General features: G+C 36.6%; 22 protein-coding genes and 1 tRNA gene. 19 read left to right on the top strand and 4 right to left on the bottom strand.

Features of this window, described 5'->3' with window-relative positions; translation table 11 throughout:
- The first annotated feature begins 12 nt into the window (after positions 1–12).
- The 13 genes from ABMA78_RS05805 to ABMA78_RS05745 all read left to right on the top strand — a co-directional run bounded on the left by ABMA78_RS05805 (position 13) and on the right by ABMA78_RS05745 (position 13,952).
- Positions 13–1,053, top strand: coding sequence for a rod shape-determining protein (locus ABMA78_RS05805; RefSeq protein ID WP_392857934.1), 1,041 nt, complete (start codon positions 13–15; stop codon positions 1,051–1,053).
- A gap of 19 nt (positions 1,054–1,072) precedes the next feature.
- On the top strand, positions 1,073–1,864 hold the full coding sequence (locus tag ABMA78_RS05800; RefSeq protein WP_392857932.1) for a hypothetical protein: 792 nt from the start codon (positions 1,073–1,075) through the stop codon (positions 1,862–1,864).
- A 3-nt stretch (positions 1,865–1,867) separates the two neighbouring features.
- Positions 1,868–2,623 (top strand): hypothetical protein, encoded by a 756-nt coding sequence (locus tag ABMA78_RS05795; RefSeq protein WP_392857930.1) that lies wholly within the window; start codon positions 1,868–1,870, stop codon positions 2,621–2,623.
- Positions 2,620–3,516 carry an ABC transporter permease gene (locus tag ABMA78_RS05790; protein ID WP_392857928.1) on the top strand — a complete coding sequence of 299 codons (897 nt, stop codon included), beginning with the start codon at positions 2,620–2,622 and terminating at the stop codon, positions 3,514–3,516. The genes ABMA78_RS05795 and ABMA78_RS05790 overlap by 4 nt, the downstream gene beginning before the upstream one ends.
- Positions 3,516–4,343, top strand: coding sequence for an ABC transporter permease (locus ABMA78_RS05785; protein WP_392857925.1), 828 nt, complete (start codon positions 3,516–3,518; stop codon positions 4,341–4,343). Before ABMA78_RS05790 ends, ABMA78_RS05785 begins: the two co-directional genes overlap by 1 nt.
- Positions 4,344–5,405, top strand: coding sequence for a beta-N-acetylhexosaminidase (gene nagZ, locus ABMA78_RS05780; protein ID WP_392857923.1), 1,062 nt, complete (start codon positions 4,344–4,346; stop codon positions 5,403–5,405).
- A gap of 97 nt (positions 5,406–5,502) precedes the next feature.
- Positions 5,503–6,687 carry a type II secretion system F family protein gene (locus ABMA78_RS05775; protein WP_392857922.1) on the top strand — a complete coding sequence of 395 codons (1,185 nt, stop codon included), beginning with the start codon at positions 5,503–5,505 and terminating at the stop codon, positions 6,685–6,687.
- Positions 6,687–7,025: a DUF192 domain-containing protein gene (locus ABMA78_RS05770; RefSeq protein WP_392857920.1), complete on the top strand. Its 339-nt coding sequence runs from the start codon at positions 6,687–6,689 to the stop codon at positions 7,023–7,025. The genes ABMA78_RS05775 and ABMA78_RS05770 overlap by 1 nt, the downstream gene beginning before the upstream one ends.
- Complete coding sequence (locus ABMA78_RS05765) at positions 7,013–8,584, top strand: FHA domain-containing protein (RefSeq protein WP_392857918.1); 1,572 nt, start codon at positions 7,013–7,015, stop codon at positions 8,582–8,584. Before ABMA78_RS05770 ends, ABMA78_RS05765 begins: the two co-directional genes overlap by 13 nt.
- A 6-nt stretch (positions 8,585–8,590) precedes the next feature.
- A complete protein-coding gene (locus ABMA78_RS05760; RefSeq protein WP_392857916.1) occupies positions 8,591–9,589 on the top strand; it encodes an FHA domain-containing protein in 999 nt (332 codons plus the stop codon).
- Positions 9,570–11,825 (top strand): FHA domain-containing protein, encoded by a 2,256-nt coding sequence (locus ABMA78_RS05755; protein WP_392857913.1) that lies wholly within the window; start codon positions 9,570–9,572, stop codon positions 11,823–11,825. The genes ABMA78_RS05760 and ABMA78_RS05755 overlap by 20 nt, the downstream gene beginning before the upstream one ends.
- Positions 11,822–12,565: a PP2C family protein-serine/threonine phosphatase gene (locus ABMA78_RS05750; protein ID WP_392857910.1), complete on the top strand. Its 744-nt coding sequence runs from the start codon at positions 11,822–11,824 to the stop codon at positions 12,563–12,565. The genes ABMA78_RS05755 and ABMA78_RS05750 overlap by 4 nt, the downstream gene beginning before the upstream one ends.
- Positions 12,566–12,638: 73 nt before the next feature.
- On the top strand, positions 12,639–13,952 hold the full coding sequence (locus tag ABMA78_RS05745) for a response regulator (protein WP_392857908.1): 1,314 nt from the start codon (positions 12,639–12,641) through the stop codon (positions 13,950–13,952).
- Here the strand turns inward: ABMA78_RS05745 and ABMA78_RS05740 are convergent, their stop codons facing one another.
- Positions 13,953–14,621, bottom strand: a complete 669-nt coding sequence (locus tag ABMA78_RS05740) for a biotin--[acetyl-CoA-carboxylase] ligase (protein WP_392857906.1) — start codon at positions 14,619–14,621, stop codon at positions 13,953–13,955.
- 44 nt (positions 14,622–14,665) lie between these two features.
- Here ABMA78_RS05740 and rph point away from each other — a divergent pair, with 44 nt between their 5' ends.
- The 3 genes from rph to ABMA78_RS05725 all read left to right on the top strand — a co-directional run bounded on the left by rph (position 14,666) and on the right by ABMA78_RS05725 (position 16,095).
- Positions 14,666–15,373 carry a ribonuclease PH gene (gene rph, locus ABMA78_RS05735; protein ID WP_392857904.1) on the top strand — a complete coding sequence of 236 codons (708 nt, stop codon included), beginning with the start codon at positions 14,666–14,668 and terminating at the stop codon, positions 15,371–15,373.
- The gene (rdgB, locus tag ABMA78_RS05730) at positions 15,373–15,948 is read left to right on the top strand and encodes an RdgB/HAM1 family non-canonical purine NTP pyrophosphatase (RefSeq protein WP_392857903.1); all 576 of its coding nucleotides are present in this window, start codon (positions 15,373–15,375) and stop codon (positions 15,946–15,948) included. Before rph ends, rdgB begins: the two co-directional genes overlap by 1 nt.
- A 70-nt stretch (positions 15,949–16,018) precedes the next feature.
- A tRNA-Pro gene (locus tag ABMA78_RS05725) sits at positions 16,019–16,095 on the top strand.
- A 16-nt stretch (positions 16,096–16,111) separates the two neighbouring features.
- Here the strand turns inward: ABMA78_RS05725 and ABMA78_RS05720 are convergent.
- The gene (locus tag ABMA78_RS05720) at positions 16,112–16,564 is read right to left on the bottom strand and encodes an Lrp/AsnC family transcriptional regulator (RefSeq protein WP_392857901.1); all 453 of its coding nucleotides are present in this window, start codon (positions 16,562–16,564) and stop codon (positions 16,112–16,114) included.
- A gap of 74 nt (positions 16,565–16,638) precedes the next feature.
- Here ABMA78_RS05720 and ABMA78_RS05715 point away from each other — a divergent pair, with 74 nt between their 5' ends.
- Positions 16,639–17,232 carry a LysE family translocator gene (locus tag ABMA78_RS05715; RefSeq protein ID WP_392857899.1) on the top strand — a complete coding sequence of 198 codons (594 nt, stop codon included), beginning with the start codon at positions 16,639–16,641 and terminating at the stop codon, positions 17,230–17,232.
- 26 nt (positions 17,233–17,258) lie between these two features.
- Here the strand turns inward: ABMA78_RS05715 and ABMA78_RS05710 are convergent, their stop codons facing one another.
- Entirely contained in the window at positions 17,259–18,392 is a 1,134-nt protein-coding gene (locus ABMA78_RS05710) for an HD-GYP domain-containing protein (protein ID WP_392857898.1), read from the bottom strand.
- Positions 18,393–18,621: 229 nt separating this feature from the next.
- Between ABMA78_RS05710 and smc the strand changes: the two genes are divergently transcribed.
- Together smc and ABMA78_RS05700 are read left to right on the top strand one after the other, a co-directional pair.
- Complete coding sequence (smc, locus tag ABMA78_RS05705) at positions 18,622–22,305, top strand: chromosome segregation protein SMC (protein ID WP_392857897.1); 3,684 nt, start codon at positions 18,622–18,624, stop codon at positions 22,303–22,305.
- Positions 22,305–22,895 (top strand): outer membrane lipoprotein carrier protein LolA, encoded by a 591-nt coding sequence (locus tag ABMA78_RS05700; protein WP_392857895.1) that lies wholly within the window; start codon positions 22,305–22,307, stop codon positions 22,893–22,895. The genes smc and ABMA78_RS05700 overlap by 1 nt, the downstream gene beginning before the upstream one ends.
- On the opposite strand, the gene ABMA78_RS05695 is transcribed toward ABMA78_RS05700, so the two are convergent.
- A complete protein-coding gene (locus tag ABMA78_RS05695; RefSeq protein ID WP_392857893.1) occupies positions 22,876–24,834 on the bottom strand; it encodes a transglycosylase SLT domain-containing protein in 1,959 nt (652 codons plus the stop codon). The two genes, ABMA78_RS05700 and ABMA78_RS05695, sit on opposite strands and share 20 nt — an antisense overlap.
- Between the last annotated feature and the right edge of the window lie 117 nt (positions 24,835–24,951).

Here is a 24,951-nt window from a genome sequence, read left to right as displayed (position 1 = left end):
AAGGAATATGAAATGTTAAAGCAATTTTTTAATTTCTTCTCAAACGATCTTGCGATCGATTTAGGTACGGCAAATATTCTTGTTTACGCTAAAGATAGAGGGATCATTGTTAATGAACCTTCTGTTGTTGCTGTTCACCAAGGGTATAAAGGAACTGGATCAAAAGTTCTTGCTGTTGGTTCTGAAGCAAAGCAAATGCTTGGTCGTACACCTGGATCTATTCAAGCTATTCGTCCTATGAGAGATGGAGTAATCGCTGACTTTGAAGTGACAGGTGCGATGCTTAAGTACTTCATCCAAAAATCACTATCAGGTTCGAAGCTTGTTAAGCCAAGAATCATTATTTGTATTCCTTTTGGAATTACTCAGGTTGAAAAACGTGCAGTTAAAGAATCTGCTGAGCAAGCAGGTGCGCGTGAAGTATATTTAATTGAAGAGCCAATGGCCGCAGCAATCGGTGCTGGACTTCCAATTACTGAGCCTTCTGGAAATATGATCGTTGATATTGGTGGTGGAACGACTGAAGTTGCAGTCATTTCACTTGGTGGTATCGTTTACTCTCAATCTGAAAGAGTGGCCGGTGATAAATTTGATGAAGCAATTGCTTCATACATTAAGAAAAAATACTCATTATTAATTGGTGAAAGAACTGCAGAGCAAATCAAAATGTCGATTGGTAATGCATATCCATTTGATGATGAAGTAAGAACATATGAAGTTAAGGGACGTGACCTTGTAGCAGGTGCACCTAAGATTATCGAAGTTACTTCTGACGAAATCAGAGATGCTCTTTCTGATCCAATTGCAGAAGTTGTCGAAGCAATTAAAACTTCATTAGAAAAGACACCTCCTGAGCTAGCTGCCGATATCGTTGATAACGGAATTATTCTAGCTGGTGGTGGTTCACTTCTAGCGAACCTAGATGTTTTAATTAAAGAAAGAACTGGTCTTCCTGTAGCTCTTGCTGAAGATCCACTTACTTGTGTTGTTCGTGGATGTGGTAAGGCACTAGAGTCAATCGATCTTTTAAAACAAGTAGCGACTCTATCATAAGTCGAAGATAGGTTTACAATTGAATTCTAAAAATCTTTTTATCGAATTAGAGCTCTCTGATATAAAATTAAAAATCAGGGAGCTCATTGCCACTAAGAGTAAATTAAAAATTTGGACTAACTCACAGCAAGTTGCTTCTGTTGAGATTTATGCAATTGAAGAAGATACTCTAATTATTGATGATAATCACTCTCTTGATGGTGTTGTGATGGCGAACTTTAGTCTTCGCTATATGAGCTACTTTTTTAAGGGTATCGTTGATGGTGGTAAATTAAAAATCGATGGTAAAGTATATCGAAGTGAAAGAAGAGCAGATATGAGATTCAATGTTTCGTATATGACATCTTCATATCTCTACTTTGATGCCGTTGAAGAAGATCTGCCTTCTGCAGATAACGTTCTTCACTTCAATAAATCAAAAAATAAAGAAGATTCATTCATTAAAGATTTCTCTACATCGATGAGTGACTTTCCTGAATTAAGAGGTGCTAAGTTAATTGATATTTCAAGTAATGGTGCTTCCTTTGTTATGTCTCTTCAAGATTTCAAAAACTTTTCAAATAAGAAGTTCTCAATGGGGACTTTAGTTTTAGAAAAGAATTCGTATGATATCTCTAATATCCAAAAAGTTTACGATATCGATTATGTAAACTTTAGGCTCGATAATATTCCAATGAAGAAAATTGGTATTAAGTTTGAGAGTAATGGCGAGCTAGAGTCATATCTACAAGAGCTTGATGATAAATCAATAATTTTAACTTCACTTGATGAGGAATTTAATAAGTATATTAATCAAAAAATAGAGGAGTAGTTTATGTTGCGACCTCTTGGTGTGCTTTTTCTATTCTTAATTGCTTCATGTAGTGTGCTAAACGAGGATTTAAACGATCAGCTAACGGCATCAACTAATCAATATAAGCAATTAGAAGTAAGTGGCGAGTATCTTGTTGATACAATGTCTGGTTTTAATAAAAATCATGAATATGTTAGAAAGACACAAATCATCTCTCCAGTTAATAGAAGCAAGGTCTATGAAAAGACTATTGTCATATCTAAAAGAAAGAAGATCTCTAATGATCTTTTCTTCTTAGTACCAATTAAGTACGAATCAACATTTTACTTAAATAATGATGTCTACACTGTAAGTGGACAGGTTGACTTAAAAAGAAGAAAGATTCTCTATAATCTAAATTCGCCTGAGTATAAATGGTTGGGACAACGTGAGTACGCTGTACCTCAAGGAGTAAAAGCAATTTGTTTTTATTCATCGATTATTGAATGTGCAAAGGTATCAGGATTTATTAAGAAGGCCATAGAGAAAAAAAATGGTGACATGAATTTTCATATTCTTTGGGAGAGTTTTCCATATTTCCAAGAACAATACTTAAATATTCCTAAAGAAATCCTTTCTGAAGCAAGATTGAGTTTTGATGAATTTGATAAAAAAGGAAATTATCGCTTTCTTTTAGCTGCTGGCGGCCAGGAGCAAGTGTATATATTAAATAAAAACTTAGATGTTGTTGGTCACTACTGGGCATCCCAGGGCCTATCAAAAGAGTTGGTTAAATGAAGCTATTCTTAAAATCTTTTTTTACATTGTTTTTTGCAATCACAACGATATTTTTTGCCTTGAGATTAACTCCTGGCGATCCTGTCGAAAGATTACTTGGGCCTGAGGCCAAGGTAGAAGAGATTCAAAAGTATCGTGCTGAGCTTGGACTTGATAAAGGACTGGTTGAGCAATATGTAGACTTTGCAAAAGGAATCATCACTCTTGATCTAGGAAAGTCATTTTTTAAAAAAGAATCTGTCGTTACTCTTATTAAACAAAACTTACCACCAACGCTTGTGTTGGCCTTAATTTCAATTTTAATATCAACACCAATTGGAATTGGTATCGGTGTTATTTCTGCAATTAAGAAGTCGCAATTACCAGATACTGCCATACGTGTAATTACATTGACTCTGTTGTCATTTCCAATTTTCTCTTTGGCACCGCTGCTTGTTTTAGTTTTCTCAATTAAGCTTGGAATTTTTCCTGTTTCTCAGTGGGAATCTTTCATGCATATGGTAATTCCGGTGACGACATTAGTTCTTCCTTTATCATCTGTAATCGTAAGAGTAATGAGAAATAAGTATCTTGAAGAAGAATCACAGCTATGGGTTTTAGTGTTAAATGCAAAAGGACTTTCAAACTCGGCCATTGTTTATCGCTTGGTAAAGATTTGTATGCCGACGATTTTAAATGTCGTCGCAATTCAACTCTCTGTTGTCCTGGCCGGTACTGTTATTACTGAAACTATTTTTGATATTCCAGGACTAGGCTCTCTTTTATTTGAGGCCATTAACAATCGTGACTACCCGCTCGTTCAAGGGATAATCGCTTATTCAACAGTTATTTATATGCTTGTTTATGTATTAGTTGATTACTTAAATGAAAAAATTGATCCAAGGATAGGTTAGTGAGAAAGAAGAAAATAAATAATGAAATGATCTTCGGTGGCGTCATCCTTTCAATTTATATTGTATGGGCCTTGCTTTGGTTATTTATGAATGGTTTTAATTACACACCTTCAAGTATTATCTCTCATGAATTGTTTGCCCCTTTCTCACAAGATTATTTTTTAGGTACAGACATCAATGGAAGGAGCTTATTTAAGGTTCTTAGCGTTGGGCTTATTTATACAGTCGGGATTTCTCTTTTAATTAGTAGTAGTGCATGTGTCATTGGGATCGTTATAGGTTATCTATCTGCAATAAAAATTAAGTTTGTTTCTGAAGTAATGGATATGTTTACTAACTTAATCTTTATTTTTCCTAGTATTTTGCTCGCCATTTTAGTTATGTCCTTTTCAGGACAATCTTTTACGGGATTAGTACTATGTCTTATTTTTACATCATGGCCTGGCTACGCTCGTATTGCTCGAGGAGAGACAATGCGTGTCCTAAATTTAGGATATGTTGAAAGTGCAAGAGCAATTGGTGTAAGTGAATTTCGTTTATTCTATAAGTCAATTTTACCAAGTATTGTGCCAGTTATTTCCATTCACTTTGTTCTTGGAATAAGTGGAGTTATAATTAGTGAAGCTAGTTTAGGATTCCTTGGATTGGGAGCAAGTGAATACTCATGGGGAGCAATCCTTGCAATGGCAAAACTAGTGCTTTTAGAAGCACCTCATGTTGTAATCGTGACAAGCTTACTCATGACAGGTTTAATTATCTCTTTAAATCTCTTTGGTGATGGCCTTAGAGATTACTTAGACCCAAAACTTAAAGGTAAAGGCAAATAAATGAATAATATATTAGGTCAATTATTTATTACTGGTATCAGTGGTACGCAATTAACGACAGAAGAAGAAAACTTTATTCAAAAAGAAAATATTGGTGGAGTTATTCTTTTTAAACAAAACTATGAATCTCCTGCTCAACTAGCAGAGTTGATTAATAATATTCAATCGCTTCGTGATAACTATCCACTTTTCATCGCAACAGATCATGAGGGTGGACGAGTACAAAGATTTCGTGAAGGCTTTACTGTAATTCCTCCGATGTTAGACGTTGCTAAAACTGATTCACCAAAGCTATGCTTTGAAATTTCGCAATTGATGTCTAATGAGCTTTTAAGTTGTGGAGTGAATATAAACCTAGGGCCTGTTTGTGATATTTTCACAAACCCAAAAAATACAGTTATCGGTGATCGTGCATTCGGAGATAATGCTGATGATGTAACGAAATTTGTTTCTGCGATTATTCGTGGCCAACAAACTAGTGGGATTATGTCATGTGCGAAACACTTTCCTGGACATGGAGACACGTTAGAAGATTCACACTTTAAACTTCCAGTCGTTAATAAGTCTCTTGAAGAACTTAGGGAAAATGAATTTATTCCGTTTGTAAAAGCTGTTAAAGCAAGGGTTGATTTTGTTATGATGGCCCATTTGAAAGTGGATGCAATTGATCCAGATAATATTTGTACATTCTCTAAAAAGGCCTATGAATTAATTCGTGAGGAGTTGCGCTTTAAGAAAGTAATTATTTCTGATGATATGGAAATGAAGGCCATCTCTGACGAAATTACAATTGGGGAAGCAGCACTGAAAGCTCTTAGTGCCGGTGCCGATGTTATTGAATATCGTTCATTTGATGCTTGTCGAGAAGCATATAATTATGTGAAGCAGGCCCTTGAGGCCGGAGATATTGATAAAGTGGATATCTCACAAAAATATGAACGAGTTTTAGAGCTTAAGAAAAAATACCTATCAAATTACTCGCCTACTTATATTCCTGACGTCGCAGGTAAGGTGGGAACCAAAGAGAACTTATCTATTGTTGAGCAGGTTAATCAAGGTTAGCACATAGGGCCAATATTGCCTCTAACTGCTTGAAATCAATTATTTTTGATATTCTTATGTTATGACTAAAGGTCTCATAACTTCTTTATTGTTTTACATGTTTACGTTGCTCGTGGCATTCGATGCAAATGCGCAGAGCTATGCCAATTATTCAAAACGTGACCATGCAAACTTACTTGATGAATCTTGTAAAAAAGGAAACCAATCAAGTTGTTTTGAGCAAGGTCTTCTTTACCAAACGTTTACTGATAAGAGCTTTAAACAAGATGGTATAAACTACGCTGCCGAAGGGAAGAAGTTAATTACTAGTGCCTGTGATAATGGTGAGCAGAATGCTTGTGATTATAGAAAGGGTGCTGAGTTATTTGAGAGTTCACAGCTTCTAATGTGGGCCGGAATTATTCTTATAGGGATTGCCGTCTACATTGTGACGCAAATGATGTTTCAAGATAACGAATCATTTCAAGCGGCACAAAAACTAGAAGAAGGTGGCTCTAAGAAAGCCGATAACGTTAAGAAGCATGGTTTTGTTCTCCAATATTCTAGACCTTTCTTTAAACGCTATATCTCACCAATTGTTTCTTCGATGAAGAGCAAGAAGAAGATTAAAGAGAAGTATAAAAGAAAGTTAGCAAGTGCTGGACTAACAGAGGACATGACACCTGAAGACTTCTTTGCCTTTAAGTTATTTCTCATCATTGGTTTTCCAATTATGTTCTTAGCAGTAAGAGAATTTACTGAAGCTGATTGGAAGCTTTCGTTAATTCCTGTCATGGCCCTGGTTGGATTCTTATATCCTGATATTTGGATTAAAGGGAAAATTGAACAACGACAAAAAGATATTATTAATGGGATGCCATTCTCTGTTGATATGTTGGCCCTTTCTGTTGAAGCTGGACTGGATTTTATTGCTGCCATGACTAAAGTTGTGGATAAGGCGAAGCCAGGTCCGTTAACTCAAGAGTTCGAAATTCTTCTTAAAGAAATTAAAATCGGTGCAAGTCGTGCTGAGGCATTAAGAAATATGGCCTGGCGAGTGGACTTAATTCAAATATCTTCATTTTGTGCGACTTTAATTGCTGCTGACTCTGTTGGTGCTTCGATTGGACCAATTCTAAAAGCATTATCGATTGAGATCAGACAAAAGAAATCAGCTCAAATTGAAAAAGAAGGTGCCACTGCTGCCACGAAGATTTTATTTCCGATGATGGCCTTTATTGTTCCATCTGTTCTATTGATGATTTTTGCTCCTCTTGTTGTTGAGCTTGTAGGCGGGAAATAATGAAAATAACTTGTAATGGAATTGATATCTGTAAACAAGCGATTGTCGCAGACTCTTTTTATAAAAAGTTAAAAGGACTAATGTTTTCGGAAAGCATGGACGGATTTGATGGCATGATTTTCTATGGAACAAATGCAATTCATACATGCTTTATGAATTATAAAATCGATGTTGTGTTCTTTAATAGCAAGAACGAAATAAAGAAAATATACCGTGGATTAAAACCATGGAGACATACGCAAATTGTTTTCAGTGCTAGTCGTGTACTAGAGTTGGCCGAAGGACAGTTGCCTCAAGAGATTAAGGAAGGGGATACTCTAGAGTTATGTATAAATTAGTTGTTGTAGCTGGTAAGCTACGTGGACAAGAGTATATATTAGAGGAAGGGGAAAATACCCTAGGACGCTCAGAAGAATGTAGTGTTCACTTTCCTGTAAATGGTGTTTCAAAAAAACACTTATCAGTGACAGTTACTCAAGATGTTGCCTTTGTTAAAGATCTTGGCAGTTCAAATGGAACTTTTGTTAATGGTAAAGCTGTTAAGAGGGCCACTGTTAAAAATGGTGATAAAATAGCGCTTCCAGATTCAATTCTTCAAGTGGTCTTCGTTAAAGAGAAAAAGAAGATTATTAAGAAAAGGATCGAGGCCGTAGAAGAAGATGATGAACCAACATATATCACTGGTGGTGAAATGCCAGAGAATATCTTTGGTAAGATCATCTGGCTTTTCAAATATCGTTTAATGCCACTTGTTCATGGGATAAATGAAGAATATGAGTGGCGTGTGTTAACTGGTATTTTACTGGCAATCTTCGTTGTCGTTACCGTAACACTTACAATTTTCCCAGTTATGAAGACCTCTCAAAGTTTACTTCTTTTAGAAGTTGCTAAGCGTGGAGCTCACTATGCTGATGAAATTAAAAGACAAAATAGAGGCGCACTGGCGAGGAAAGATCTTGATCGTGTCGATACGAAGTTTATGGAACAAGGAAACAACGGCGTTGTTTCTTATGACCTATTTGATATCGATGGTCGAATTGTAAGGCCTCTCACAAAACTAAATATGTATATTGATGATCCTTTTTCTGTCCAAGTAAGAGAGTGGGCGGAAAGGACCATGAAAAATTCTGATGATCGTCCAATGGTAAGTCGTTTATCAAATGGTGAAATTGGGATTGGACAAAAGATTAAAGCAACTAATGTTAAAACAGGACAGCTTGATGTTGTCGGTGTAATTGCAATTAGGTTTAAGCCTTCATCAATTGCTGATGAAGCCTCGAAGAGTAGAGTGGCCTATCTCGAAGCACTTATTACTTCATTCATTGCTTCTATCGTCTTCTTTGCCATTGTCTATTATATGACGATTAGACACCTTGATGAAATGAAATTTCAAATTGAAGAGGCCCTAAGAGGAAATCGAAAGAATGTTGATAGTGAATACCTTTGGTCTGAAATTGATCCTTTAAGGTCATCGATAAACTCCATGATTCAACGAATTAGAGAGTTACAAAAGACTGATGATGAAATGAGCTTTGATGAAATGGAAAGTGATGAATCTTACGTTTCCAGCTTATACGAGTTCATGCAAGGGGCCCAAGGGGCAGTCCTTGTTTTAGATTCACAAAAGAATCTATCTCATATCAATACGCTTGCAGAGGATATCACGGCAATCAGAGGGAGTTCTTCTGAGGGAATGAGCCTCTTAGATGTGGCACGTGAAAAAGGATTTGCAGCTACTATTATTGAATTATGTGATGCCTCTGCAGATAACGGAGGAACGTCTCAGAAGGGTGAATATGAACTCTCTGGGCATTTTTATAATATTTTTGTTACGAGTTTAATAGGGCGAGATAATTTTGCTAAAGCGTTCTATGTTACACTAATTAAAGAGGACTAAATATAAATGGTTGCCGCAATTAGAATGACAAAGAATTTATCTTCCCCAGAGTCTTCTGGGCAATACCATCGTATTATTTGTATGACTGGTAAGAATAAAGGTATTTGTTATTACTTAAATGGTAATCGAATCGTTCTTGGTCGCTTAAGCTCAAACGATATTCAAATTCTTGATACTCAAGCTTCTCGTGAGCATATTGAATTAACACGTGTAAATAATGAATACACGCTAACAGATCTTAAGTCACAAAATGGTGTGATGGTGAATGACCTGAAGGTTACTCAACACAAGCTTAAGTCTGGAGATAAAATTATCGTTGGCTCGACTGTTTTCAAATATTCTTTTATCGAAGTGAAAGAAGAGAAGGCCCTCGTTGAATATGAAGACCCTGAAGAGGATGAAGAAGACGAGGAAGAAGAAGAGGAAGTAAAGAAGAAAGCAAAGCCTAAGAAAAAGAAAGGCCCTGCTACTCCTGAAGAGAAACGAAAGAAGTTGATCTATATAGCAGTTGCTGTCATGGGATTACTCTTTTTTATGGACGGGGACGAAACTAAGACCAAGAAGGCCAGTGTAAAAAAAGAAGGTAGTACAATTATCGATTCTTCAAATAGTAATACCGGTCGTAAGTATGTAGAGGACTTCGAAACACGAGAGAAAGTAGAAGCCTATATTCACCGTGGTAGACGTGAGGCGCGAGAAGGTAATTACTTTAGAGCTATGCAAGAGTTTAACTTAGCATTAACGCTCGATCCAAATGATGGGAATGCTGCCTATCACTTAAATATTGCAAAACAACGACTTGATGAAAAAATTAAAGATATGTTTGATCAAGCTACTAAGAATAAAGATTCTTTGAAGTATAATAGAGCGTTGGGAACGTACTGTGCGATCTATAAGCTTTTAATTGAATATAAGACAGATGAACGCTTTATCGAAGCTAAGAAAAACGTTGAAGATATGGCCGATAAATTAGGGATGAAAAAGAGTGATAATTACTGTTTCTAAACATGGAACGATTCTTAATCGTATTGAGATTAATGATCAAGTGATCATGGGGCAGAGCTCTAGTTTCCTAATTGGTCGATCTGATGAGGCCCACGTTCATTTAGATGATCCTCAGATTTCACGAAGACTCGCTAGTCTAAATTTTAACGGTGTAAGTTGGACACTCAACAAATTATCAACTTACGATACTGTCTTAGTTAATAATGCTCCCATGTTTCTTGAAGAGATTCCTGTCTCAAGCGGCTACTATCTTGTTTGTAATGACTATAAGGTTTTATTTGAAAGCCTTGAAGTCGAAGAGCAGGTCGCTCAAGATAGTCTTGAACCAGAATTACCGGAAGATAATTTTGAAAGTGTGGAACCAGAAGATTCACTAGTAGAGGAAGAGACTGCTATTATTGATGGCCCTGTCGAGAACTCATCTGATTTTGAAGAAGAGACTCAGGCCTTTGATGCTCCGGCGCAAGACTCTAGTGATGAAGCACAAGATGAATTCGGTGCATCTGAAAATATAGAAACCCAAGAAGGTGGCCTGGATGAATTCGGTCAGCAAGAAGATGCTTTTTCTGAAGGTTTCGATGAAAATTACGACGAAAACTATGATGAGAATTACGATGGTGGCTATGACGACAACTATGGTGATGAATCATACGATATTGATACATTAGATGATGATGTAGGCGATAAGACACAAGTCTTCTCGGGCTTTGCTAATTTTGTTCTTGAGCTCTTTGGTGAAGATGTTCCTTATGATCATTTTAACCTTGAGTTGCCGGAGACTTATATTGGACGTGATCCAAGTAAGTGTCAGATTGTTTTATCCGACCCTGAGGTATCTTCTGTTCATGCTGTCCTCAGAAAAAATAAGATCACATGTGTTTTAGAAGATTTACAATCTGCCAATGGGACTATTCTTAACGGTAAGAGAATTAATCAAAAAGAAATCACAAATGGTGATGAGTTCATTATAGGTTCGACAACTTTTACAGTTAAAATTGCAAGTGACTTTATAAAAAGTCAGCAAGATATGCTGATGCCTGTTGAAGATAACCAAGTTATTGAAGTCGAAGAAGTGGTTGAAGTATCAGAAGATGATGAAGATTTCGATGATCTCGAAATATCTGATATTCCAACGGCCAGTGAAGAAAAATCTATCATAAAGAGAATTCTTAATGACCCAGAAAAACGCAAGAAAGTATTAATTTATACTGTCGTATTACTTGGCGTCTATATGTTCTTATTTCCAGATAGTGGAGAGAAGCCAAAAGCAACAGCTAAAGATAAACAGGCAAAAGAGCAAAAGAAGAAACAGGTTGTAACTTCTGTCGATAAGAAGCTAACCAAAGAACAGCAGGAAAAAGCAGAGGCCCTCTATCAGTTAGCAACTCGTTATGCCAATGAGGGAAATGTTGCAGAAGCAATCACTGAGTTTGAAAGATTATTCTTGATAACTAAAGATTATAAACAGGCTCAAACGTTTTATCAGCTTGCCAAGGATAAGTATGCAGAGCTTGAAAAGGCTGAGCTTGAAAGACGTGCTGAAGAAAAGAGAAAGCTCATTCAAGCTAAGGTAAAGAATCTACTCGATAAAGCAACAGAGGCAGTTAAAGAGCGTAATGTCACTTTATCACGTGGGTTATTTCAACAAATTAAGGAACTTGATCCAAATAATTATGATGTTGCTAATCTTGAATTAGAGTTAGATTCTTATATCAAAGAAAAGAATCGAAAAGAACTTGAAGAAGCTCAAAAGAAAGCAGAAAGACAGCGCATGGTTGATGCACTCAAACCAGGAGAAACACTCTTTCTTCAAGAAGAGTGGTTTAAGGCCATTGGCGCTTTAGAGTTATTCATAAGTGAAAAGTCGATGGATGAAGACCTCATGAAGAAAGCAGTGGATATGCTTAAGAAGTCTCGTCATAATCTAAAGAATATTACTGGGCCATTACTCGGTAAGGCCCGTTCACTAAAAGAGGCCGAAGATCTTAAGGCTTCTTATGAAGTTTTTAAAGAAGTCTTGCGCTATAATCCTAATGAACTGGATGCCCAAAGTGAACTAGATGATATTAATGATACATTAACGAGAAGGGCGAGAAAGGTGTATCGACAGGGTCTAATTTCAGAGTCTCTTGGCTCTTTTGAAGATGCTCGTGAGAAGTTTCAAGAGGTGCAACAAATTTCACCAATTGATAACGAATACTACCTTAAGGCCAGTGAAAGGCTGAAAAATCTATGAGAGAAATTCAAAGCTTCTTTGCAAGAACACATCAGGGCCCTTATTTAAATCTGAATGAGGACAATACTTTCATTAATCTTAAACAAAAGATTTTTGGAGTTTTTGATGGCTTTGGCGGTTCGGGTATATCAGACCGAAACTTAGAAAGTGCCAAGAGGTCAATTGACTCATACTTTTCAAAATTATCAGGTGATCCGAATGCGACCATGCCGTATTTCTATTCACCGCAGTATGTGTTAGAGACTAATGCCTTAGTGAACGCAATGTTTATTGCACATAAGAATCTTCTCGATATCAATAAGACTAAGCCTCTCAATGATAAGGGGGGAGTTTCAGCTGCATTAACAATGTTGTCTGAAAATATTCTATCAATCGTTTCATGTGGTAATTGTTTAGTTCTCATGTATCGTGATGGAGACCTGTCGCTTGTTAATACTCCAGATTGTGTTACACAAATTTCAATCTCAGATAATTCACATCAAAAGAGTACCTTCCCACTAGTTGCATTGGGTTTATATGAGGATATCGCTCCAAAGATTTGGGAGCTAAATGTCGAACCAAATGATCGTATTATAGTCTTGAGCGATGGTGTCTACGGGAGCCTGAGTCTTCACGATATTAAGAGAATCATTCAAGAGTCTTCTCAAGATGAAGTTATTCAGATTGATAATCTTTTTGATGGGGCCAATCGTCGAGGTAATCTAGATAATCAGTCAGCTATTATCTATTCAATCATCTAGAAACATACCGTAATCATTAAAACTGTCTCTTGCTTAGCTGGATTTTTTGCGTAACAATATATTGAGGTTTTATATGAGTAAAAAGGTATTAGTTGCTGACGACAGTCAGACAATCCAAAAAGTAATAAATATTACATTCGCAAATCAAGATTTTGAAATTGTTTCAGCTCTTGATGAGTCAGAATTATTTTCAAAAAGTGATGATTTCGATCTTATCCTTCTCGACTTTGGTCTCTCTGATGATGGCTATAAATTAGGAGAAGAGACTCGTAAGAAATTTCCAACAACGCCTGTGTTAGCAATGCTAGGTACATTTGATATCGTTGACGAGAACAAATTACGCTCTAGTGGTTATTCAGATAAAGTTGTTAAGCCATTTGAGACGGAGAAATTTATTTCTCTTTGTAATGAGCTAATAGAAAGTGGTGTCTCTGAATCGGAAACATCAAATGAAACTTTTGAAGATGACCAAGAAGAAATTCAAGATAGTTTTGAGAGCAATGACCTAGAAGAAGATAATTTTTCTGGCTGGGACGTTGATAGCTCAATTGCTCAATCTGAAGAAGATAAAACACAAGAGTTTGATCTTACTGCTAATAATACATTTGATGGTGACTCTGAAGACTTAGATAATAACTTACAGTCTGAATTAGATGGCTGGGGCTTTGATCCAACAAATCTAAAGGGAAGTGATGTAACGAAAGAATTTGATACACTTCCACCTGTCATTGAGGGGCTTCCAGAAGCCAAGCAAGAAGAAGCATCTTCTTCTGTGTTGGACGTAAGTAATTATTTTGGAAACTTAGACGATGAATTGGGAGATGATTTTGATCTTCCAGGAGTAGATGAAGAGGAGTCTGAAGAGGTTTCTTTTGACGCACCTGAAGTCTCAAATGATATCGAAGACGATATCGAAGACGAGATCGAAGGTGAAATCGAAGAAGAAGCTGAAGAAGATAACTTCTTTGAAGCTTCGACTAATGACGACGACCAAGACTTTGAAGAAATTTCTGATGAGAACCTATGGGATGCAGATGCAGAGTCTACTGAGATATTTTCATCACCAGAAGAAGATGAGCATGAAATTAATCTTTCATCAGTCACACAAATGAATGATGACTTCTCGTTTGGTACTTCGACGACTGCATCAATCAATACTTCAACTTCAGCAGCTCCAGCGACAGCATCACCGGCCGTAGATGTTGAAGAGCTAAAAGCTGAACTTAGAAATGAAGTTGCTCCAATTATTGAAAAATATGCTCGTGAATATTGTGAGCAAAATATTGAAAAAATTATTTGGGAAATCGTTCCTGATCTTGCTGAAAATCTTATTAAGAAAGAGCTTAAAAATATTAGTAAGCAAGTTTTAACTTCAATTTCAGAATAGTTATTTAATAATGAGAGAGCCTGTATAGGCTTTCTCTATTTTTCCCTGCACTTCAATCAATGCTTCTCCAAAACTCCCAATACCTTTAAAAATACCCTCTATTACTGAGTCTTCGTCAATAATCTTAACTTCTTTGTTGAGGTGGTAACATCTTTCATTCCATTGATTGATAATCTCTTCTTCCGTAAGTCGGTTATTTAAAAAGTAATGATAGATTTCAAGTGGTAACTCTTTAAAATCGATATCACTTAACTCTTTTTCGGGTTTTAACACTCCATATGTTTCATGAGGAAGTCCTCCATAGTTAATTCCAATACCGACTATATAGTTGTCATCATCTTTATTAACTAAGATCCCCATAATTTTTTGACTCTCTTCATTGAAGATATCATTTGGCCATTTGAGAAGTAGCTTGTGCTCATTAAAATAGTTACTAAGCATTACAGCAACCTCAAGCGCCAATAGAGTTGGCTTCTCCTGTGCTTCTAATTTACAAGAGAAACAAAGACTATGTTGAAGATCTTCCCATTTATTATGTCGACGACCTCTTGCGGAAGTTTGTCGTTTAGCACTGACAAGTAATTGGTCATAATGGTGTGCTTCTTCAATGGCAATTGTTTGGGTCGATGGAATTTCTTCAAAATGTAGGTGTTTCATAGATTTTCTCATTATGTTATTATCGAACAATACTAATAAATTCAGAGGTATTCAATATGTCACTTATCGAACGTTCTACTCCAAGAGAAGTTAAATTTTCTATTAATATCAATCCATATGCAGCAGGCTCTGTTCTAGCTGAATTTGGTAATACTAAGGTTCATATCACAGCTTCAATTGAAGAAAGTGTTCCAAGATGGATGAAAGGAAGTGGGAAAGGATGGGTAACGGCCGAATACTCAATGCTACCAAGTTCAACTCATACAAGATCAAGAAGAGAACGTTCTAAAATTGGTGGCCGTACACAAGAAATTCAACGCTTAATTGGACGTAGCTTAAGAGCAATCGTTGATCTTGAAAAATTAGGTGAGCGTATGATCACTCTTGATTGTGATGTTATGGTTGCTGACGGTGGAACGAGAACAACTTCAATCTCTGGAAGTTTTATCGCTTTAGAGCTTGCTGTTCAAAGCTTAATTGCAAGTGGTGAGCTTACTGAAAGTCCAATTATAGAGCCTCTGGCGGCAATAAGCTGTGGAATTAATGATGAAGGAAAAATCATTGCTGATTTAAACTACGAAGAAGATTCAAGCTGTCATACAGATATGAATATTGTAATGACTGAGTCTGGAAAGTTTATTGAAGTTCAAGGAACGGCAGAAGGACAAGCTTTCTCAAGAGACCAAATGGATGCACTAATGGATTGTGCGGCCGAGTCTTTAAAAGTTGTTTTTGAAAAACAAAAAGAAGCGTTAGGACAATAATGAAAGAATTTATCTTAGCAACTGGAAACGCCCATAAGGCGCAAGAGTTTGCTGTTTTATTCAAAGAAACCAATCTTACAATTAATGCAGCAGCTGCAAAATTAGATGTTGTGGAAGATGGAAATACTTTTCAAGAGAATGCTCTTAAAAAAGCACAAGCTTACTACGATGAGTTTAAAATTCCTGTCGTCGCAGATGATTCAGGGATCACTGTTGAAGCGCTTCCTCAGGAACTAGGAATCTATTCTGCACGTTTTGGCGGGGAAGGCCTAGCTGATCGTCAAAGGGCCGAGTTGCTATTGGAGAAGCTAAAAGGTGAACAAAACCGAAATGCTTACTTTACTTGTGTCCTGTGTTTTTATTTATCCCCAGAGGAAATATATTTTTTTGAGGGGCGCATGGAAGGCGAGATTTCAGATAGTTACATTGGCGAAGGTGGCTTTGGTTATGACCCTGTGTTTTGCCCAAAAGCCTTTCCTGATCAGACTGTAGCGCAATTAGAAGAGTGGAAGAATGAAAATTCTCACAGGGCCAAGGCCGTCTCAGCTGCTATAAAGTTTTTTCAAGAACTTTAAAAAGGTTTAATTTCTGGGTTGCCAAAAAGGTTAAGATCACTTATAAATAGCCTACCCAAAATTTCAATGTCGGAGTATAGCGCAGTTTGGTAGCGCACTTGCTTTGGGAGCAAGGGGTCGCAGGTTCAAATCCTGCTACTCCGACCATTTTTAAAATCCCTTTCTATTTTCTTTTATCTTTCGGTGACTCAAGAACAACGTATGTTGATATTGAATTTACTTGTGGAAGTGTTCCAAGAACTTCTGTGTGAAAGGTCTTATAAGAAACAAGGTCAGTTGTCTCAATTCTTAAAATATATTCAAAGCTTCCTGTAACGTTGTGGCATTCGATGACTTCTGGTGACTCAGCAATGGCCATCTCAAAATCTTTTTGTGACTTCTTTGTGTGAACGGAGAGGCCAACAGTTATATAGGCCGTAAAACTTGTCCCAAGTTTGGCGCGGTTAATTCTTGCGCGATAACCCGTGATGACCTTTGACTTCTCAAGTTCTTGAACTCGTCTAAGGCAGGCCGAAGGTGAAAGGCCTACAATTTCAGCTAAATCAGAATTACTGATTCTTCCGTCATTTTCTAATTCTTGCAATATTCTTTCGTCAATCGTGTCTATTTTCTTCATATATTGCAAATTATCGCTTAATTGTATGGTTCTTTGCAATAAATTTATTCTGAAAATAGAGTAAACTGTGCTCCATGAGCACGACAAATCTATATCCTCTATTAGCCTTTGCCTTTGTTTCCGCTATTACACCGGGACCAAATAATATTCTCTTAATGTCTTCTGGGGCCAATCACGGTTTTAGAAAAACCATCCCTCATATGCTTGGGGTTTATTTTGGTTTTATCTTTATGATCGCTGTCATCGGTTTTGGAGTCGCTGATATTTTTGAAACCTACCCAGGAATTCAAAAAATTATGCAAATGGCATGCGGGACTTACTTAGCATTATTAGCTTTTAAAATTGCATTTAGTTCATTTGCTAAAGAAGAGGCCCAAATTAAAAAACCCATGTCTTTTATTGAAGCGGCAATGTTTCAATGGATTAATCCAAAGGCGTGGACGATGGCACTTTCAGCAGTGGCCATTTATACAAATGGCAATACATTAGGTGTTGTTGCCGTCATTCTTGCTTATAGCCTTGTTGATATTCCTGCGATCTCTGTTTGGGTATTTGCTGGATTAAGGCTTAAGTCGTTTCTTGAAAAAGGATATCGTTTGGCCATCTTTAATATTATCTTGGCCTTACTTTTATTTGGTTCTCTTTTTCCAGTCTTAGTTTTGAAATAAGGTAGAGGAATAAATTCCTCTACTTCTTATTTTGAAATTTTATTTGGATTATCAGAAGCCTTAGTAAAGTTTTCACCAAGCTTTTTAGGTTGAACTTTTTGAACTGGAAGTTCAGCATGAGCAATCTCAGTGTTGAAGTCTTCTGGAAGTTCAATCATTGTCTTACCTGTGAGTAGAACCTTTGAAACTTTCTTTACAAAGAAGTCAAAAATTTCTGAATCAATCTTTTTTCCAACGGTTCTTTTCATTATCTCTAGGGCATCTTCAATTGGAAGTGCCTGTGAATAAGATCGTTTCGTTGTGATAGCGTCGAAGAAATCTGCGATAGAAACAACTTTTGAAAAGATATGATGATCTTCGCCTTTGATTCCTTTTGGATAACCTGAGCCATCAATATTTTCATGATGTTCCACGATAACTTTTTCTATCGTCTCTTTCTTAAGGCCTGGGAACTCTGGGTTTGCTTCTCGAAATAATTCAACACCGAGTTCTGGATGTTTTTTAATTTCAGCAAATTCTTCATCTGTAAGATTACCTGTCTTATTTAAAATTTCTGTGGAAATTTTTGTCTTACCAAGATCGTGAAGAAGTCCGCCAAGTCCAATCGCAACAAGGTCCGCTTCACTGGCCTTAGGTTTTAGTTGTTTATAAATAAGAACACTGTACATACTCACATTAATAGAGTGGTCATACGTATAGAAGTCGTGAAAAGATAAATCCCCAATAAGTTTTTTTAGACTATTGATATCATAATCCTTAATTACATCGACCATGGCCTTCATTGAGTCATGGCAACCATCGAGTGCTTCGCCAAGAATTTCTGTATTGAATTCTTTCCCAGGGTTAAAAATATCATCTAGATGTTTGACCGCAGAATCTTTGATAACAGATACCTTATCAATAGATTCTATGCTTTCATCTTCGGCCAGTGACTTTAGATAAAGTCCTCGTTCTGATTCGAGAACATGGATCCTCTGATACTTTTTAAAACCTTCAATATCTTCATCGTTAAGCACTTCACCGGGGCGTACTATTTTGACGTAGTGATCCTTTCCTTTGACCGTGGAAGAGTTGATGTAGATATTGTATAGAAGCGGCTTTTCTCGCACAACGAGGTGAAAGTCGATCGTAAAATAAACTGTTTTTGAGTTGCTATCCATTGCACATTTATCGGCATAATTGGTGTTCAGGTAAAGTGCTGGTACGAAATACGTACAAGTAAATATATTGTGTTAGTTCTTGTTAGGATTTACACAAGGTAAGTTGTTGATTTCACATTTCTTATTTAGCGGAACTGAAATTTTAAAAGTGTACGATTAGGTGCTTAAAATGGTACATTAAGGCCTACACAACACACATTATAGAGATAAATTGACGGAGTGAATCAAAGTGCAACTGAAAAGACTAATTATCCAGGGCTTTAAATCCTTTAAAGATCGTACAATTATTAACTTTGACGATGGTATTACGGGGATCGTTGGGCCAAACGGATGTGGTAAATCGAATATTGTTGATGCCTTATTTTGGATTATGGGCGAGCAATCAGCTAAACACCTAAGAGGGAATTCAATGAAGGACCTTATCTTTGCTGGTTCTTCAAAATATAATCCTGCTGCATGGGCAGAAGCAACACTCGTTCTTGAAAACACAAATGGAAAGCATATTCATATTGGTGGGAAAGTTGCTAACCCTTCTGAGATTCAACTAACAAGAAAGCTATATAGAAACGGTGATACAGAATATCGTATCAACGGAGAACCAGCTCGTCTGAAAGATATTCAAGAAGTATTTATGGATACAGGTGCTGGTGCAAAATCATATTCAATTATCGCACAGGGTGAGATCAACAGGCTTGTTCAAGCAAAGCCAGTTGAGCGCCGTACTATGATTGAAGAGGTTGCTGGTATTACGAAATTTAAAGTTCGTAAGAAAGAATCAATGAGAAAAATTGATGCTACTGAGCAAAACCTTAATCGTCTGAATGATCTTACGATTGAAATTGAAAAGAATTTAAAATCTCTACAAAAACAAGCTGAGAAGGCCGAAAGAGCTCGTACGCTTAAGGATAGAATCAAACGCACTGAAATCTCTGTTGTTGCACATAAAGTATTTGAAGATCTTCGCGAACTTCGCGATGGAAGCACTGAGCTTCTTGAAAAGAAGTCCAATCTTGAAGAGTGGAGTATGAAGAAAGACTCTCTTGAAATCTCTCTTGAAGAAGAGCGTTTTGAAAGAGAAGAGAAAACTGCAAGAATCGATGAGTCTCAAAAAGAAAGAAATGAAGTATCAAATAAATTAGCTGCTGCTGAAGAAAGGCTGAATGCACTTTGTAAGTCTTTAACTGATAAAGAAGAGCAACTAGAGCAAAGACAGAAAGAAATTGATGAATTGGCCCAAGAGATCGAAGAGAGACTTCTTAAGAAAGAAGAAATTGAAACTGAGATCAACGATGTCATCACTTCTTCAAAAGAAGATTATGACTATGAAGCAGCAAGTGAGAAGCTTGAAACGCTTAAGTCTGAGCTAGAAGATAGACAAGCTCAAATTAGTGAGCTTGAAGAAGAACTATCAATTAAGAAAGAAGAGCTTGTGAAAATGGATCAACAAGCTTTCCAAAATAATTCTAAACTTGAAGAATACGCTGCAACTCTTCAAGACCTTGCAACAGAAATTGAAGCAATCGAGAAGCAATACTCAGGTGTTTCAAGTGAACTTGCAAAGGAAAGAGATGATGTTATGGCCGCTAAGAATTTAGTGGAGGAATTAACGGAGTCTGAATTAACTCTTAAGGAGACAGTTAACGAACTTACACAAAAAGATCGTGACCTTGAATCTGAACTTAAGAACTTAACAAAAGAACAAATTACTAAGCAATCAAGACTTTCTTCACTAAAAGAAATTCGCTCTTCTCTTGAGGGTGCGAAGGAAGGTGTTTCTAAGTTTCTAAGTGAAGTAGATTCTGATAAGTACACTGTTCTTGGTAATATTATTAAGTGTGATGACAAGTATACAAAAGCTGTAACAGCTCTATTAGGAGAGTTCCTCGAATCTCTTGTTACTTCAGAGAGTGATTTATCACTTCTTAAAAATTGGGTAACTGAGAATGATGAAAATGCTCTTGAAATCTTACTTGCTGATAAGTCTGCAGATATTATCTCTGCTGAAGCACGTGAAAGAATTCAAGTTAAACTTGGTTCAGAGCTAATTACTCTAAGTGATATTATTGAACTTCCTGAAGAGTATAAAGCTAAACTAACTCCATATTTATCGAGTCTATTTATTGTTGAGACTCTTGATGTTGATAAAGTTGTTTCACTTGAGAGCTCAATCTCATTTGGTGGAATCTCGGATATTAGTGGAAATATTCAAGTACGTAATCGTCAAAATGCAACAGTCCTTCATGTTAAAGGATCTGGTGAGCAGGGACAGAGTGCAATTGAGAGAAATAATACAATTGAAGCACTTGAAAATGAATTAGTAAGCCTTAATGAAAAAGTTGCTAATCTTGAAGAAGAGGTTACAGCTTCAAATGAGTTACTAAGAAATAAAGTTGCTGAACTTGAAGATTCACGCCTTTCTCTAAGTGAAGCTCGTGCTGATTATGCAGCTAAGAACTCTGCACTTGAGTCTAAACTTGCTTCAATGGAGTCGGGAAATACAAGACTTGATATCTTAAAGAACCGTAAAGATGAGACATCTAAGCTTAGACTAGCAATTCTTGAAAAAGAAGAGTCATTCAATAAGGACAAGTCGGAAGTTGAAGAGGCCATTGCTGATATTAGTGAAAGAGTTCAAGACCTACGCGATAGCTATAATGAAATGAATGAAGTTTATGAAGCTGATCGTGAAGTATATGTTTCAAAACAAGTTGAAGCAAAAACTTTTGAACAGCGAGTGACTTCACTACGCTCTCAATCTGAAGATATTGAAAAGCAAATCGAAAAACAAAACCTTCGTAAAGAATCAAATACAGAGCTTATCACTAAGTTAGAAGGTGAGCTTGAGAATATGCAAGTTGAGATTGAAGAGCTTGAAATTTCAAATAATGAAAAAGCAGATATCCTTGCAAGTAAAGATGAAGTTCTAAGCATAATGAAGGATGAGTTCTCTGAGCTTCTACTTGCAATGCAAGAAAGAGAAGACCAAGTTAAGGAACTATCTAAGAATATCAATAAGGCAGATAAAGAAGTTGCTGAAAAAGAAGTACGTCTTGAAAGATGCCTGAACGAAGAAGAAGAAAACGTTCGTAATATCTTTGAGAAGTATCGTGTTGATCTTCGCGAATCGATTGGACGCTACCTTGAGTACGCTGAAACAGATTTTGAAAAGCTTAATGATGTTTCAACAATGTACTTTATGGAAACAGAGAATGGTCCAAAAGAAATTGAAAAAGAATCATATGAATTTGTTCGCAAGTACGGCCAAGACCTTAAGGATCAAGGCTTTAAGCTTAAGAACTATAAGTCTGAATTTGGTCGCCTAGGTGAAATCAACTGGCAAGCGATTGAAGACTACGATAGACAAAAGCTTCGTTATGACTTCCTAAAAGTTCAAGAAGTTGAATTAAGAAAGTCTCTTGAGGATCTTCAGAATGCAATCAATCACATCGATGAGAAATCAAAAGAAAGATTTAAAGTTGCTTTTGAAGAAGTTGATACGAGATTTAGAAAAGTTTTCCCAATTATCTTTGGTGGAGGGGAAGCTCGTCTTGAAATCGTTGGTGATATTGATGATGCTGAATGTGGAGTTGATATTATCGCTAAGCCGCCAGGGAAGAAAATGCAGAATATTAACCTAATGTCTGGTGGTGAAAAGGCCATGACTGCGGTTTCTCTAATCTTCTCGATCTTCCTAGTTAAGCCATCACCATTCTGTCTACTGGATGAGGTTGATGCTCCTCTTGATGATGCCAACGTTGGACGTTTTAATGAACTTCTTCGTGAAATGAGTGCTGAATCACAGTTTATTCTTATTACACATAATAAGAAAACAATGGAGCTAAATGATACACTATATGGTGTAACAATGCAGGAGCCTGGTGTTTCGAAGGCAGTTTCGGTACAATTACAGTAATGAAAAAACTACTACCACTTTTAATGATTTCTAATATGGCCTTGGGTTTTGTCCCAAGGTCTTTTTCGACTGAGTATAAGCAAATTGTAAAAAATCAACTGACAGGAACTCCAAAAGAGTCGACTGGAAAATTTGATTATGAGTACCCTGGTAAGCTTAGGCTTGAACAAAAGGGATCAGATGCACTTGTTTATGTCACAAATGAGAAAACAACTTGGATCAAAAGAGATGGCTTCATGCCAGGAGATCCAGCAGAAGTAATTATTCATAAGGGTAGCGATAAAGGCCTATCTAATTTCTTTGACCTTTTAAAGAGTGGCCTAAAATCAAATAAGAATTATAAAGTTAAAGATGGAGCAAGTTATAGTGTTCTTATCTTTACTGAGACTTCTGTAAAATCAACTGGTGTTGTTGAAACAAAGCTAACTTTTAAGGGAAAGAAAGAATTCTCTAATATAGCTTCAATTGATATTAATTACGCTGATGGGAAGGTTGTTAAGCTTGAGCTTAGCAACGTTAAGAATGAAAGCTTTAAGACAAAGCACTTCATCCTTAACGTTCCAAAGAATGCTAATGTGTCATATCAATAAAACCGCCACGGAAGAAGTTTTCTTTCAACGTTAACGGCTCATTACTTAGAAGACGAGAGTAAATAAGGTAGTTTCTAGCGACTAGTTTTACATACTTTCTCGTTTCTTTATAAGGAATCTCTTCAATAAACTCTAAGTCCGGAAGGATAATACGACTTCGCCAACGACGAATTGGTGTTCCGCCTGCATTGTAGCTTGCGACAAAATCGATAAAATTATTATTTCTTCTCTTCATAAGCTCATTTAATAAAAGGCTAGAGAAGGTAATGTTGATATTAGGATTATATAAATCTTCATATCCTTCGTATGGAATTTTATAGCGACGAGAAAGTCTCTTTCCTTGCTCTGGAATTAGTTGAAGCAGTCCAAATGCATCAGCTGGAGAGCGTGCATATTGGTTAAATGCTGATTCTTGACGTGCAATACTCATAAGTAGTGGAGTTGTTACCGTTTTAGAGCGATTGTTTTCTAAAAATTCTTTTTTAAATGCCAAAGGAAAGGCAAATTGTGGATCCTCTTTTAAGATCTTCTCTTGTATCTTCGAGTCCTCTCTAAAGAATTTAAAGATCATAATATTGTAGTATTTAGCAGCATAAAGATCACTAAAGCTGACTTTGTCATTACTATCAATAATCTTTTTAGCGAGGTCCGTGTTTCCTAGATAAACTGCCCAAGCGAGTTCATCAATTGAGATATCGAACTTTTCTCGATAATCAATATGCTTAAGCTTAGTATGATTCATATGTGCTATCTGCCCATAGTAACCAAACTGATCTTCTTTTTGAATTCTGAGAAGTAGTTTTTGTGCTTCATCAAAACGATTTAACTTTTTTAGGCCAACAAACTTCCAGTAGAGAAAACGATAGTTCGGTTCATCGCTATTTTTTTCTTCAAAGCGATCAAACCACTTTATCATCTCTTCATAATTACCGGCCTTGTAATTTGTCCAAGCAACGTTCCAGACAATACTTTCAAGGTGCTCATGCTTCCCTTCTACTGCAGCATAGGCTTTCTTGTAGAACTTAATCGAACGATCATATTTTCTAAGATCTTCAAAAATTCCACCTATCGTATAATAAGTCGTAACGACATACTCTTTTGGAACCTCTTTAAATAATAAGAGATTTCTTAAAACACGTACTGCTCTTTGAAGCTTGTCTTCCGTCCAATAAATTCGCGCAAGTCTAATTGTGTACTCGGCATGTCTTTCTTTTAGCTCTTGGCTTTCTCGATTCTTTTGTAAGTAGAGAACAAGGCCTCTGATATTATCTCTAAAGCTGTCGTTCTTTCTTTCTCTTTTGTAAGAGTTTGCCAATCTAAACCACGCCTCGACCTTATCCTCTTTAAGAGTGTCTTTATCGCGAATAATTTTTCGGTAGAATTCACGGGCCTTAACGAATTGGCGATCTTGTTCAAAGCTTTTGGCCACATCTAAGTAGTTTTCACGCTGTGGCTCTTTCATATAGCGAGGTGAAACATCAATGAGTTTTTGATAGATGCGTTCTTGCTGCTGACTACCATCTTCAAATTTTTTCATGGCATCAAGTAAGAGCCTCTCAACTTCACCCTTTGTATTTAGATAGTCGACTTTATTTAAGACAGCACTAGCATAGACATCTGTGTAGTAAGTTTTTGAAATAATTGCATCAATTAGCTCTTCTCTTGCCCAGTAGGGATAGGCTTCAGTATTTTTATACTCTTCACTTAACTCCTGAATGCTCTTTGTACAATTCTTGTGATAATTGGAACGTAACCATGGAGCGAGAGGGAATTGCGTATGAAGAAACCTTTGGTACTCATCACAACTAACGGAATTATTCTTACTAATTTTAGAAAGTAAATTCGTTAGAGCACCATCTTGTGGTTTGGTTTTAGGAGGTCTTGTTAAATTTGTACAAGACAAGGCCAAAATAAATGTAGTTAGTAAGGTAAATCTCATTAACTACTAGGATAGGCCTTTAAGTAACTTCCTTCAAGTGTCTGAAAATAGGCATTTCTGTTCCTAAAAAAATTACATAAGGCATTGAAAAAACGTCGGTTTAACACTATAAGTAGC

Source organism: Halobacteriovorax sp. RZ-2, assembly GCF_043196685.1.
Classification (GTDB): Bacteria; Bdellovibrionota; Bacteriovoracia; order Bacteriovoracales; family Bacteriovoracaceae; genus Halobacteriovorax_A.
This window is presented reverse-complemented; position numbering and strand designations above follow the sequence as displayed.

Excerpts from the sequence above, each read along its gene's own strand:
- ABMA78_RS05805 (WP_392857934.1), top strand. The coding sequence starts at position 13 with ATGTTAAAGCAATTTTTTAATTTCTTCTCAAACGATCTTGCGATCGAT.
- ABMA78_RS05795 (WP_392857930.1), top strand. The coding sequence starts at position 1,868 with ATGTTGCGACCTCTTGGTGTGCTTTTTCTATTCTTAATTGCTTCATGT.
- ABMA78_RS05790 (WP_392857928.1), top strand. The coding sequence starts at position 2,620 with ATGAAGCTATTCTTAAAATCTTTTTTTACATTGTTTTTTGCAATCACA.
- nagZ (WP_392857923.1), top strand. The coding sequence starts at position 4,344 with ATGAATAATATATTAGGTCAATTATTTATTACTGGTATCAGTGGTACG.
- ABMA78_RS05775 (WP_392857922.1), top strand. The coding sequence starts at position 5,503 with ATGTTTACGTTGCTCGTGGCATTCGATGCAAATGCGCAGAGCTATGCC.
- ABMA78_RS05770 (WP_392857920.1), top strand. The coding sequence starts at position 6,687 with ATGAAAATAACTTGTAATGGAATTGATATCTGTAAACAAGCGATTGTC.
- ABMA78_RS05765 (WP_392857918.1), top strand. The coding sequence starts at position 7,013 with ATGTATAAATTAGTTGTTGTAGCTGGTAAGCTACGTGGACAAGAGTAT.
- ABMA78_RS05760 (WP_392857916.1), top strand. The coding sequence starts at position 8,591 with ATGGTTGCCGCAATTAGAATGACAAAGAATTTATCTTCCCCAGAGTCT.
- ABMA78_RS05750 (WP_392857910.1), top strand. The coding sequence starts at position 11,822 with ATGAGAGAAATTCAAAGCTTCTTTGCAAGAACACATCAGGGCCCTTAT.
- ABMA78_RS05745 (WP_392857908.1), top strand. The coding sequence starts at position 12,639 with ATGAGTAAAAAGGTATTAGTTGCTGACGACAGTCAGACAATCCAAAAA.
- ABMA78_RS05740 (WP_392857906.1), bottom strand. The coding sequence starts at position 14,621 with ATGAGAAAATCTATGAAACACCTACATTTTGAAGAAATTCCATCGACC.
- rph (WP_392857904.1), top strand. The coding sequence starts at position 14,666 with ATGTCACTTATCGAACGTTCTACTCCAAGAGAAGTTAAATTTTCTATT.
- rdgB (WP_392857903.1), top strand. The coding sequence starts at position 15,373 with ATGAAAGAATTTATCTTAGCAACTGGAAACGCCCATAAGGCGCAAGAG.
- ABMA78_RS05720 (WP_392857901.1), bottom strand. The coding sequence starts at position 16,564 with ATGAAGAAAATAGACACGATTGACGAAAGAATATTGCAAGAATTAGAA.
- ABMA78_RS05715 (WP_392857899.1), top strand. The coding sequence starts at position 16,639 with ATGAGCACGACAAATCTATATCCTCTATTAGCCTTTGCCTTTGTTTCC.
- ABMA78_RS05710 (WP_392857898.1), bottom strand. The coding sequence starts at position 18,392 with ATGGATAGCAACTCAAAAACAGTTTATTTTACGATCGACTTTCACCTC.
- ABMA78_RS05700 (WP_392857895.1), top strand. The coding sequence starts at position 22,305 with ATGAAAAAACTACTACCACTTTTAATGATTTCTAATATGGCCTTGGGT.
- ABMA78_RS05695 (WP_392857893.1), bottom strand. The coding sequence starts at position 24,834 with ATGAGATTTACCTTACTAACTACATTTATTTTGGCCTTGTCTTGTACA.